This window comes from Paenibacillus pini JCM 16418 (genome assembly GCF_000576305.1).
GTDB lineage: Bacteria > Bacillota > Bacilli > Paenibacillales > Paenibacillaceae > Paenibacillus_AQ > Paenibacillus_AQ pini.
Map to the genome: position 1 here is coordinate 1 of NZ_BAVZ01000028.1, position 11397 is coordinate 11397.

General features: G+C 43.6%; 11 protein-coding genes and 1 pseudogene. All 12 read left to right on the plus strand.

Annotated features, from left to right (window positions below):
• Nucleotides 1–279 precede the first annotated feature (279 nt).
• The 12 genes and pseudogenes from yabN to hpt all read left to right on the plus strand — a co-directional run bounded on the left by yabN (nucleotide 280) and on the right by hpt (nucleotide 11297).
• Entirely contained in the window at nucleotides 280–1770 is a 1491-nt protein-coding gene (yabN, locus tag JCM16418_RS21485) for a bifunctional methyltransferase/pyrophosphohydrolase YabN (RefSeq protein WP_036653099.1), read from the plus strand.
• Between the two features lie 246 nt (nucleotides 1771–2016).
• Nucleotides 2017–2289, plus strand: coding sequence for an HU family DNA-binding protein (locus JCM16418_RS21490; RefSeq protein ID WP_036653100.1), 273 nt, complete (start codon nucleotides 2017–2019; stop codon nucleotides 2287–2289).
• A gap of 1 nt (nucleotide 2290) precedes the next feature.
• The gene (locus tag JCM16418_RS21495) at nucleotides 2291–2569 is read left to right on the plus strand and encodes an RNA-binding S4 domain-containing protein (RefSeq protein WP_036653103.1); all 279 of its coding nucleotides are present in this window, start codon (nucleotides 2291–2293) and stop codon (nucleotides 2567–2569) included.
• A 134-nt stretch (nucleotides 2570–2703) separates the two neighbouring features.
• On the plus strand, nucleotides 2704–2985 hold the full coding sequence (yabP, locus tag JCM16418_RS21500) for a sporulation protein YabP (protein ID WP_036653104.1): 282 nt from the start codon (nucleotides 2704–2706) through the stop codon (nucleotides 2983–2985).
• Complete coding sequence (gene yabQ, locus JCM16418_RS21505) at nucleotides 2982–3560, plus strand: spore cortex biosynthesis protein YabQ (RefSeq protein WP_036653106.1); 579 nt, start codon at nucleotides 2982–2984, stop codon at nucleotides 3558–3560. Before yabP ends, yabQ begins: the two co-directional genes overlap by 4 nt.
• A gap of 51 nt (nucleotides 3561–3611) precedes the next feature.
• Nucleotides 3612–3953 (plus strand): FtsB family cell division protein, encoded by a 342-nt coding sequence (locus JCM16418_RS21510; protein WP_036653107.1) that lies wholly within the window; start codon nucleotides 3612–3614, stop codon nucleotides 3951–3953.
• 124 nt (nucleotides 3954–4077) lie between these two features.
• A complete protein-coding gene (locus JCM16418_RS21515) occupies nucleotides 4078–4581 on the plus strand; it encodes a S1 domain-containing RNA-binding protein (RefSeq protein ID WP_036653109.1) in 504 nt (167 codons plus the stop codon).
• A 435-nt stretch (nucleotides 4582–5016) separates the two neighbouring features.
• A pseudogene (spoIIE, locus tag JCM16418_RS21520) lies at nucleotides 5017–7444 on the plus strand (stage II sporulation protein E).
• Nucleotides 7445–7539: 95 nt separating this feature from the next.
• Nucleotides 7540–8280, plus strand: a complete 741-nt coding sequence (locus JCM16418_RS21525; RefSeq protein WP_036653110.1) for a vWA domain-containing protein — start codon at nucleotides 7540–7542, stop codon at nucleotides 8278–8280.
• Nucleotides 8264–9211 carry a serine/threonine protein kinase gene (locus tag JCM16418_RS21530; protein WP_036653148.1) on the plus strand — a complete coding sequence of 316 codons (948 nt, stop codon included), beginning with the start codon at nucleotides 8264–8266 and terminating at the stop codon, nucleotides 9209–9211. The genes JCM16418_RS21525 and JCM16418_RS21530 overlap by 17 nt, the downstream gene beginning before the upstream one ends.
• A gap of 44 nt (nucleotides 9212–9255) precedes the next feature.
• The gene (gene tilS / locus JCM16418_RS21535; protein ID WP_036653113.1) at nucleotides 9256–10701 is read left to right on the plus strand and encodes a tRNA lysidine(34) synthetase TilS; all 1446 of its coding nucleotides are present in this window, start codon (nucleotides 9256–9258) and stop codon (nucleotides 10699–10701) included.
• 53 nt (nucleotides 10702–10754) lie between these two features.
• Complete coding sequence (gene hpt, locus JCM16418_RS21540; RefSeq protein ID WP_036653115.1) at nucleotides 10755–11297, plus strand: hypoxanthine phosphoribosyltransferase; 543 nt, start codon at nucleotides 10755–10757, stop codon at nucleotides 11295–11297.
• Nucleotides 11298–11397: the final 100 nt, after the last annotated feature.

An 11397-nucleotide genomic window follows, 5' to 3' on the forward strand; every position in this document is an offset into this window, starting at 1 on the left:
CGCGCGGCTAGGCGCCGCCGCTGGCAGCCTGCTCGGCGCCGCAATGGGTGGCGCCGTATTCATCGCCGGCGCCGCATGGCTACAGCTCCTAAGCGAAGCGGAGCTGCGAATGCTGCCTAAGATTGGCAGTAAACTGATTAAACCACTCCAGAAGTTAAAGCTTCTTAAAGAGGACGTTCTGCATGTGTAGCCTCATTTCTAAAGGTATAAGCTTCCATGATATAGTATAGTTAAGATCCTTTTGCGGAAAGAATGGAGAAAAAGTGGAGGTATAAAGGTATGAGTGCATCAATAACGATTACAGGTCTAGGATCCGGAAATCCCGATCGGCTTACCCTTGGAATTATTAAAGCTTTGCAGCAGGCATCGCAAGTATATGTTCGGACGAAAGAACATCCGGTTATGTCGGTATTGGAAGATATGAAGATTTCAATGCAATCATTTGATGCCATGTATGAATCCCATGATTCATTTCCTGAAGTATACGAGACAATTACGAGCACACTAATTGAAAAAGCACTAAGCAGTGAAGAGGGAGCACAAATTGTATATGCCGTTCCTGGTCATCCAATGGTGGCAGAATCTACAGTACAGTTATTACGTGCGCGCTGCCCAGAGAAAGGCATTAGTATAAATGTAATGGGCGGAGAGTCATTTTTGGATGAGGCTTTCACACGGCTAAACTTCGACCCTATTGAGGGTTTTCAGCTTCTAGATGCTTCTGGAATACATAGTTCAGTGCTTCAACCTCGACTGCACACACTGATTGGACAAGTCTATGATGGGTTTACAGCTTCAGAGGTGAAACTTTGCCTGATGGAGATGTACCCGGATGATTATCCTGTTATAGTAGGGCATGCACTTGGTGTCGATGATCAAGAGCAGGTTATACAGGTGCCTCTATATGAATTAGACAGGGTAGAGGGTTATGGTAACCTGTCTCTAATCTATGTTCCTCGAAGCGAGGACGACCAACTACGGCAGCGTACATTTGCTCGTCTGCATGAGATTGTGGGTATTCTTCGCAGTCCAGATGGATGTCCATGGGATCAAGAACAAACACATCAATCGATTCGCAAAAACTTAATCGAGGAAATGTATGAAGTATTGGAAACAATTGATGAAGATGATCCGGAACATATGCAGGAGGAGCTTGGCGACCTGATGCTGCAAGTTATGCTTCACTCTCAAATGGAGGAAGAGGTAGGTTCCTTTAATATTTATGACGTTATCCAAGGACTGAATGATAAGTTGGTGTTCCGTCATCCACATGTTTTTGGAGAACTTGAAGCAGGAAATTCAGATGAGGCTTTGCGTAATTGGGATAAGATGAAGGCAGAAGAGAAGCTAGCGAAGGGAATAGCTTCAGAGCGTGTTTCTGCTCTCGATGGCATTCCTAAAGATCTTCCAGCATTAATGAAGGCTTACAAGCTACAGAAGAAGGCTTCTAAAGTAGGTTTTGACTGGGATGATATTCACGACGTGTTTGATAAGATCGAGGAAGAGCTAAACGAGTTACGTGAAGCTGTAGATCAAGGATTCGATAAGGATGAACAGGTTCTTGAACTTGGGGATTTGTTATTTGCAGCAACCAATGCAGCTCGTTTTCTCCAAACGGACCCAGAAGAAGCTTTAACAAGAACGAATTACAAATTTTTGAAGCGGTTTCGCTATATTGAGGAAGAGCTTCAGCTTCGTGGGAAGACACCGAAGGAGAGCAATGTAGAGGAAATGGAAGCGATTTGGCAAAGCGCTAAAAATCAGGTATGATAAGAATTCCCCAAATCCGGACATCTTGCATGTTTTGGTTTATTCAGGGGATATGAGAGAAATAATCCTGTTATATATACAGGGATTTCCTCAACTAATATAAAATATTGGCGATTTAAGGCAGGAATTTGGGTATCTTATCAAGAATATCCATATTCAGATGCACATGCGAAGATGGAGAGTAGCCAATACTTTTCTGACCCGCGCTTATACTTAATTTCTTGTATAATGGGAGGATTATAATTTATGAACAAGACAGATCTGATCAACAACATTTCAACAAAAAGTGGCTTGACGAAAAAAGACGTTGAATCTGTATTGAATGGTTTCCTTGGTGAAATCACCGATGCTTTAGCTGGCGGAGATAAAGTTCAATTGATCGGTTTCGGCACTTTCGAAACTCGCAAACGCTCTGGACGTACAGGCCGTAACCCGCAAACTGGTAAGACCATTGAGATTCCTGAATCTAACGTTCCTGCATTCAAAGCAGGTAACAAACTTAAAGAAGCTGTAAAATAAAATGCGTCTCGATAAATTCCTTAAAGTTTCAAGGCTGATCAAGCGGCGTACCGTTGCCAAAGATGTATCGGAACAAGGTCGCGTCCTTATTAACGGGAGGGAAGCTAAGCCTAGCAGCACAGTCAAGATTGGCGATGATATCACCGTCCAATTCGGACAAAAGCTGGTCACCGTTAAGGTGGAGCGGTTAGCTGAGAGTACTCGTAAGGATGAGGCTACGAGCCTTTACACCTTGGTGAAGGAAGAGCCGATTGCTAAAGATAATGGTCTGAACTGGTAACCGGGTGTATTTTGAAAGATAATAGGTATCATATTAGCGCCTCTCGGTTAGCCGGGGGGCGCTTTACTATATCTAGCTAGTTCTAAACATGTCGTTCTCTCCATACACTGTCTGTAGAAGGAGGGGTACATGCCATGATTGAACAAGCTAAATCAAAGCATCATGAATTACATATGCTGAACCGTAAGCAGATGCACCTGACAGGTGTGAATAACGTGGAGAGCTTTGACAGCGAAGAATTTCTTCTCCAAACAGAGCTTGGCCATCTGACAATCAAAGGACAGAATTTACATATTAAGAATCTAAGTCTTGAGGAAGGACTGCTCTCCATAGAGGGCGTGGTTCACTCTCTTGTGTATTTGGAGCCCGGTTCTCACGGTAAAAATAAAGGAAGGTTCGGCAAACTATTTAAATGAACCCCCAGATTCAGTGGATTACACTGTTATGGATGTTATTTTCGGGAGTGGCAATGGGAATGGCTTATGATAGCTACCGGGTGTTGTCAGGTCAGCTCCATTTCCCGAAATGGACCCTCCATCTTCTGGACCTACTTTATTGGAGCGCGGCGGCTGTATTTGTGTTCCGGATGCTATACATCAGTAACTATGGTCAACTTAGGTTCTATGTGTTCGTAGGACTTTTTATCGGGGTGTGGGTATATTTTTTAATCTTAAGTGTTACAACCCAGCGTTTTGTGGTAATGTTAATAGGGATTGTTAAGCGAATTGTAACGGTGCTTAAGAACATTTTTCAGTTCATGATTTGGACGCCGATTCTGGTGTTATACAGTATGTGCAGGGGAATAATCAGAGTAGTAGGACGGCTGATTATGTTCCTTCTCCATATTGTGATACAATGTGTATTACCTTTTTGGAAACTGCTAAACTGGATGCTACGCCCGATTACATCGCGGCTAAAGAAGCCGAGGTGGCTGGACAAGGCTGTTCAAGCCGTTGCTATTCAGTGGAAACGTTGGTTTCATCGCGAATAAACGTGGATCATTATTCCAATATCCAAAGCTGTGAAGGAGGAAGACTTGAACATGGGGAAGTATGCTGTCACGGAACAACATGAAGCAGACACGAAGACAAGTAAGAATGCCGGGGCGCGCAGACGTCTCATGATATGGTTATCCTTTATGGTTGTATTTGTGGTTTGGGGTGGTTATACCTTTATTGCTCAGCTTGGACAAATGGCGGACAAGAGTGCCGTGCTTGAGAAGAACCAATCTGCTGCAGCTGCCGTGAAACAATCCGAGAACCAATTAAGTTATGAAGTAAATCGCCTGCATGATCCAGAATATATTGGTCAGCTGGCACGCAAGAATTTTGGTTGGTATAAACCGGGTGAAACACCGATTCATACAGATGCAACAAACCCGTAATATAGACGCATAAGTAGGTCATTACTCAGTTGACCTCAGTTTGCGCATTAGGTATAATCAAATCACCACAGCCAAGATTTTAAAAATCTTGTTGTATATTTTTAAGGGAGGATCATTTTATTCTATGGCAATCGAAGTGGGCACCAAGTTAGAAGGCAAGGTGACAGGCATAACGCATTTTGGAGCATTTGTGGATCTGTCAGGAGGTGTCACAGGTCTCGTTCACATCTCGGAAATCGCCGATAATTACGTCAAGGATGTCAACGATCATTTGAAGATCAATGATGTTGTGACCGTGAAGGTGATCAACGTTGACAAGGACGGTAAGATCGGACTATCCATCAAACAATCCGTTGATAAACCAGCATCTGAAGCACGGCCCCCAAGAGCTCCAAGACCGGAACGTACCGGTGGCGGTAGCGGCGGCGGGGAACGATTTGGAGGCGGCGGTGGCGGTGGAGGTTTCAATCGTGAACGTGGCGGGCGTTCTTCTTTCAAGCCTGCGGCCAACAAAGCTACATTCGAGGATAAAATGTCACGCTTCCTGAAAGATAGTGAAGAGCGGATATCGTCGATCAAGAAGAATACGGAATCCAAACGTGGAGGCCGTGGCGCCAAACGTGTATAACTGATTGATTCACATCAATCCAGATATGAATAAGATGAACCGCAGTAGGCGAAAGCCTCTGCGGTTTTTTTGTCGTCCTCTATAAAATTACCGACATCATCCAACCGATTTCAAGTTTCCTCTGTCGCAATCGCTAGCGGAACAAGGGTGTCGTTTGATGCCTTACTTCCACAAAGCTTAAGTTTTAGTGCGTTCTATCTGTTGGGGTACAAAGAGAAACCTCTCTTTCCCGACCTTTCGCAGGGCGGGCTTTTTTGTCGGAAATTTCTTAGGAGTCTGTCCGCTCTTCTGACAAACTTTCCTGTTGCCACGGTTTTATAATGAGAACCATCAAACTAAACGAATGGTGGTGCCTGATTCATGGAGAAGTGGAATATGACAGACGTTCCAGTATTTAAAACGGCTAAGGGAGAGGCGGCTTTGGGTATAAACTGGATGGGACGGATGCGTCAGAATACTATCTTCCAGCGCCCTTTGCAGCTATTTGCAGCGAAGAAGTGGATGATGTTACTAACTGTGATGGCATTCTTGCTTGGCAAAGCGATGATATTGGACGAGCTGTCCCCCTTTGCGATTGCCTTTTTCGCAGTTATTGCCTTTATGCGCCGTGATTATATTGTGCCTGTTGGTATTGCGTTGATCGCTGGAAGTATGTTTGCCCCATTCCCAGCAGTTCTAATGATCTGTGCTGAACTACTCGTATTTTATTTTATACACAGGGGTCTCAATGCTTTTGATCATGCCGAGTTGTCCTACGCGCCATTCATGGTGTTTGTGTCAGCATTTGCTGTTCAATTATTTAATGCTTTAATCGGTACTTCGTTTACCTGGTACGCCTTGATGATGGCTGCGCTCAATGCCGTCCTTAGTTTCGTACTCACCCTTGTATTTATTCAAGCCATCCCGGTCTTTACTTATCGTAAAAAGAACTATCATCTCAAAAACGAGGAAATTCTCTGCTTAATTATTCTTCTCGCCTCTGTGATGACTGGGGCTGTAGGTTGGAGTGTATATGATCTTTCAATTGAACATGTTTTATCTCGATATCTTATTCTACTATTTGCCTTGGTTGGTGGGGCCCCGCTAGGGGCATCGGTTGGGGTGGTAACGGGTTTGATTCTTAGCTTGGCCGATATTTCAGCGATATATCAAATGAGCTTACTTGCCTTCTCAGGCATGCTCGCTGGAATGCTTCGTGAGGGTCGAAAAGGAGCGGTTGCACTGGGCATGCTTCTGGGCTCATCCATTTTGTCCATCTATTTTAGCGGTCCAAGTGATGTCATGAATTCGACATGGGAGACTTGTGCAGCAATTATACTCTTTATATTGACGCCTAAAAGTATAATTTCCATGATTTCCAAATATGTTCCTGGCACCCCTGATTACAGTAAAACGCAGCATGAATATGCAAAGCGTGTTAGGGATGTAACAGCAGATCGCGTAACTCAATTTTCACAGGTATTCCGGCAATTATCTCAAAGCTTTGGTCAAATATCTGGTGCTGAAGAAGTGAACAAACGCAATGAGGAAATGGATCATTTCATGAACGCAGTGACTGAGGGCGCGTGTCATAACTGTTTTAAACGCAATCATTGCTGGGATTCGAAATTCTATCAAACCTATAAATATATGACAGATGTGATGTCTACAGTTGAGGAGAATCCTGAAATTAAGGCAGAACAATTGCCAAAAGAATGGGAGAGAATTTGTGCAAAGACTAGCGATGTTCTTGATGTCATGAAGCAGCAGTATCATCTCTATCAACATGATATGCAATGGAAACGTCAAATATACGATAGCCGTCAGCTGGTGGCCGAGCAATTATCTGGAGTATCTCAGGTTATGGAGGATCTTGCGAAAGAAATTCAAAGGGAAGGACAAGCCATGTACCGCCAAGAAGAACAAATTCGGGAGTCACTCGAACAACTAGGACTATCTATTCATGGTATTGAAATTATCAGCTTAGATTCTGGGCATGTTGAAATTGAAGTCGTGCATGCATATACGCGGGTATGATGAATGTCGTAAAATCATTGCTCCTTTATTATCTGATATTTTAGAAGAGCATGTTGCTGTTCTTCAGGAATCGCTAATCTCAGCTAAAGATGGTCTCGCCACCGTATTGTTTGGATCTGCCAAAACCTATGATATAACGACGGGTGTTGCGGGCGCTGCTAAAGGCGGAGATTTACTATCTGGAGATAGTTTCAGCACAGTAGAAATGGGGAATGGAACGTTTGCTGTATCCCTGAGTGATGGGATGGGCAATGGAGAACGGGCACGTTTAGAAAGTAGTACGGCGTTAAACATATTAGAACAGCTTCTCCAATCTGGAATGGATGAGAAACTCGCTATTAAATCGGTTAACTCCATCCTTCTGCTTCGTTCACCCGATGAAATCTTCGCTACAGTAGATATGGCGTTAATTGATCAGTACACTGCTGAAACAACGTTTATGAAAATAGGTTCTGCACCCAGTTTTATTAAACGAGGAAACGAGGTTATCCCTGTATCAGGCAGCAACTTACCGATTGGCATTATACAAGATATTGAGATTGATCTTATAACGCTAAAATTGCAGGCGGGAGATATCGTCATTATGATGACAGACGGGATTTATGATGCGCCGGGACATGCCGTGAACAAGGAACTATGGATCAAGCGTTTAATTCAAGAGATTGAAAGTGAAGATCCTCAACAGATAGCTGATTGTCTACTAGAGAAGGTTATACGTTATCAACGTAATGAGATTATAGATGATATGACGGTAGTGGTCGGTAAAGTAGAGCATTTTCAACCCCAATGGGCAACCCTACATGTTCCTGGATTGGAACGAATGGAGCGCCCGCGTACGGTAAGCTGACATTGCCCGGGAAATGGTTAATTTGCAGTTTGAATTCTCTCTAATGTGGAAATGATAGTAATAGAATCATAACACGTAGAGAGGGTGAATTATTCGTGAAACAGATCCTTTTGATAACGGACGGATGTTCAAATGTAGGAGCAAGCCCGATTCTTGCTGCAGCGCATGCTTTACAGGAAGGAATAACAGTTAATGTAGCCGGCGTAGTGGATTATGGAACTATTGGGGAGTTGGGTGGCCTAGAAATTGCTGAAATCGCTAAAGCTGGAGGAGGAATTAGCCGAATTGTAGGTACGAGGCAGCTGGCACAGACCATGCAGATGATGACACGTAAGACCGTGGTTCAGACTATTCAGCAGGCGGTTAATAAAGAGTTGAAGGAAATTTTAGGACATGATTCTCTGGAGGAGTTACCTCCTTCCCAGCGTTCAAAGGTTGTTACTGTAGTAGATGAGTTAACGGAGACGACCCCACTACAAGTTGCTCTTTTAATCGATGCAAGTGCGAGTATGAAGCCTAAGCTTGCTGCGGTAGAGGATGCAATTCGGGATTTAATGCTAAGTCTCCAAGCTAGAATGGGTACGAGTGAACTTGCTGTATTTCATTACCCTAGCCGCGGTAGTAGTGAAGACGCCGTGCTTGATTTGAACTGGACATCAGATTTAAGCAGCCTACGCTCCTTGTTCCAACGCATTCAAATGAAAGGTGCCACGCCAACGGGACCTGCCATCTTGAAGGTGATTGATTTCTTCCGTTATGGTACACTAGATGGACATCAATCATGGCGGCAAAATGCCGAAGAAGGAGAAGGGATGCTTGGTGACTACGTCGTCTAATCCAGCATATCCAGCCGGTACAATTATTACAGGCAAATGGCGTAAGAGTCGGTTTGTCATTCGGCGGGTGCTGGGTCAAGGAGCCAATGGCATTGTATACCTTGTCCAGAAGGCAGGATATAGGGGGCTGTATGCTCTGAAAATGGGATATGACACACTTGATCTCCAATCCGAGATTAATGTGTTGACATCATTACAGTCTCAGCGCAAGAGTCAAGATCTTTTGAAGGAAAACGTGAAATCCCCCTTTTTATTAGAGGTAGATGATTTTAAGGACAGAAATAAGGACATTCCGTTCTATGTGATGCGGTACATCGAAGGAAGCGCACTTCATCTTTTTATTCGTAAACGTGGATCGGAATGGATTGGATTAACTGGCCTGCGATTACTTGAGAAGTTACGTGGACTACATCAGATGGGCTTCGTCTTCGGTGATCTTAAGCCTGAGAATGTGCTTGTATCGGAATACGGCAGAGTCGAGTTGATTGATTATGGCGGAGTTAGTACGATAGGTCGAAGTGTTAAGCAGTTCACAGAGTGGTATGATCGAGGGTATTGGAATGCAGGTTCTCGCACTGGGGATGAGGCCTATGATTTATTTGCATTCGCAATCCTGATGATCCAGCTCTTAGATGAACAGGCTTTGAAGGAAGCTGCGAAGCAGCAGCTTCCTCAAACACGGAATACAGCTGAGCTGCTTTCGTTGATCCAAAGGAAAACAAGTCTAAAGCCTTATTCCTCGTGGCTGCGCAAGGCGGTGCTAGGAGAGTTTGCAAATTCACAGCAAGCTTTGATGATGTGGAAAGAGCAAATTTATGCTCCGGCGATTGTCGGGAAATTACCAGGCAAGACTCCACGTTGGCTTAAAAGTGCTTTTGCCTTTTCAATTGTGATTCTTTGTTTTGCTGTTTGCTTGGCATTTTTTCTGTGATAGGTTCATACATCTCGTGAGGGTAGCAGAAAAGGGGAGCAGTTATGGATGATACAACGAATTTGAATATCTTGAAGGAACATGTACTTCATGTGGCGGCAGAACATCATTTATGGTCTTCTCATGATATCATCGTTGTCGCAGTTTCCGGTGGAGCGGATTCTGTGGCTCTTTTGCATATTCTGTATAATATTTCGAAGACGCACACCCCTTTGAAGTTAATTTGTGCTCATGTGCATCATGGTTTCCGTAAAGAATCCGATGCAGAAGTTGAACTTGTACGTTCTTTAGCAGAACAAATGGATATTCCATTTGAATTGACTTATGCCAATATTCCAGCCTATATGGAGGAAAGTGGTAAAGGGGCTCAAGAAGCTTCACGTGATAAAAGGTATGATTTTCTCTTACAGGTTGCATCTAATTATGGAGCACGGTCGATTGCCCTTGCGCATCATGCAGACGATCAAGCTGAGACCGTTATGATGAGGCTGCTTCGAGGCAGTGGTCCAAGTGGACTAACGGGAATGAAATATAAAAGATTTGAAGGAAATGTGGAACTTATTCGTCCCTTTCTCCGTATATACAAAACAGACTTGTTGCAAGTCTGCCATCAAAGCGGCTATCCGTATGCGACGGATAATACCAACTTTCAAAATAAGTATACGCGCAATGCAATCCGGTTGGATGTACTGCCTTTTTTGGGGCAATATAATGGACAGATTGCACAATCACTCAATCATTTAGCTGAAATCATGGCTTCGGAAGACGAGTATATGGAGCAGGCTGCCGAGAATGCGTACCATAAGTTGGTGCAGCGCAGTGATGGAAGGCTTGCCTTTAAGGTGCCTTCCTTTTTGGGCTTACATGCCGCTTTACAACGGAGGATGATTAAACTAATATTAAATTATCTGTCGGCAGGTTCCGAAAACACCGATTTTGATACGATTGAGATGGTGCGTCGAAGAATTGTACAGCATGATAGTACGACTTGGAGCCTAGATTTAGGCGGAGGCTTGGCTTGCATACGTGAATACGATATGATTACAGTTATGCCCAAGCAGACGGATCAAACAATATGTTATACATACCGGCTGGATGCGGCTGTCCTGGAACTCAGGATGAACGAAATTGGTAAAGTTTTGCGAATGACAGAGCAGTCCCCGGAAGAAGAGTATTGGGAAGATACAGTTGAAGCAGGTCAGCAAGCAGTGTTTGATGCTAACGAATTGGAATTTCCATTGACTCTGCGCCCTAGGTTGCCTGGTGATACCATGAAAGTCATGGGATTAAACGGAAGCAAAAAGGTAAAAGATATTTTCATTGATGCGAAGATACCTCCATCCTTACGTTCTCGTATTCCTATTGTCGTTGATGGTTCGGGCAATATTGTATGGATTCCCGGTTTAAGGCGTTCGGTTCATGCCAAGATTGATGATCATACGTTGACCGTTCTCCACATGGCATTTTTCAATGATGGATCGTTCGGGTAAATGTAATGGTCATAGTAAGGCTTTCATAGTATAACGTAGGAGGTTCGCTTAACTTGCAAAATGATATTCAAGAAGTTTTAATCAGCGAAGAGGAAATTCAGAAGAAGATCAAAGAATTAGGAGCTAAACTCAGTACCGTTTATGAAGGACGCAATCCTTTAGCGATTTGTGTACTCAAAGGCGCATTTATTTTTATGGCCGATTTGGTTAAAAATATGACAGTACCTTTGGAGCTTGATTTTATGGCTGTGTCGAGTTACGGCGCCTCCACTAAATCATCCGGTGTTGTTAAAATCATTAAAGATTTGGACGTATCTGTAGAAGGGCGCGATGTTCTGATTGTCGAAGATATTATAGACAGTGGACTTACGCTAAGTCATTTAATTGAACTTCTTCATAGTCGAAATGCAAAGTCCACTTGTGTAGTAACATTGTTTGATAAGCCAGCACGGCGAACAGTTGAGTTGGAAGCCGATTATACTGGTTTTGTGTTACCGGATGCTTTTGTAGTCGGATATGGTTTGGACTATGCTGAACATTACCGGAATCTTCCTTACATTGGGATCTTGAAACCGGAAATTTATTCTACTAACTAAGATATTTCAGTCCATGGCTCCATCACAGGGTCGTGAAGACTCCCCTTTGTTGTGATGGTTAGACAGGCTATGGTAAAATAATTTATGTGTTTCGAGAGGA

Coding starts and splice junctions, on each gene's coding strand:
- yabQ (WP_036653106.1), top strand. CDS start 2,982: ATGAACCCCCAGATTCAGTGGATTACACTGTTATGGATGTTATTTTCG.
- JCM16418_RS21490 (WP_036653100.1), top strand. CDS start 2,017: ATGAACAAGACAGATCTGATCAACAACATTTCAACAAAAAGTGGCTTG.
- JCM16418_RS21510 (WP_036653107.1), top strand. CDS start 3,612: ATGGGGAAGTATGCTGTCACGGAACAACATGAAGCAGACACGAAGACA.
- yabN (WP_036653099.1), top strand. CDS start 280: ATGAGTGCATCAATAACGATTACAGGTCTAGGATCCGGAAATCCCGAT.
- yabP (WP_036653104.1), top strand. CDS start 2,704: ATGATTGAACAAGCTAAATCAAAGCATCATGAATTACATATGCTGAAC.
- tilS (WP_036653113.1), top strand. CDS start 9,256: ATGGATGATACAACGAATTTGAATATCTTGAAGGAACATGTACTTCAT.
- JCM16418_RS21515 (WP_036653109.1), top strand. CDS start 4,078: ATGGCAATCGAAGTGGGCACCAAGTTAGAAGGCAAGGTGACAGGCATA.
- JCM16418_RS21495 (WP_036653103.1), top strand. CDS start 2,291: ATGCGTCTCGATAAATTCCTTAAAGTTTCAAGGCTGATCAAGCGGCGT.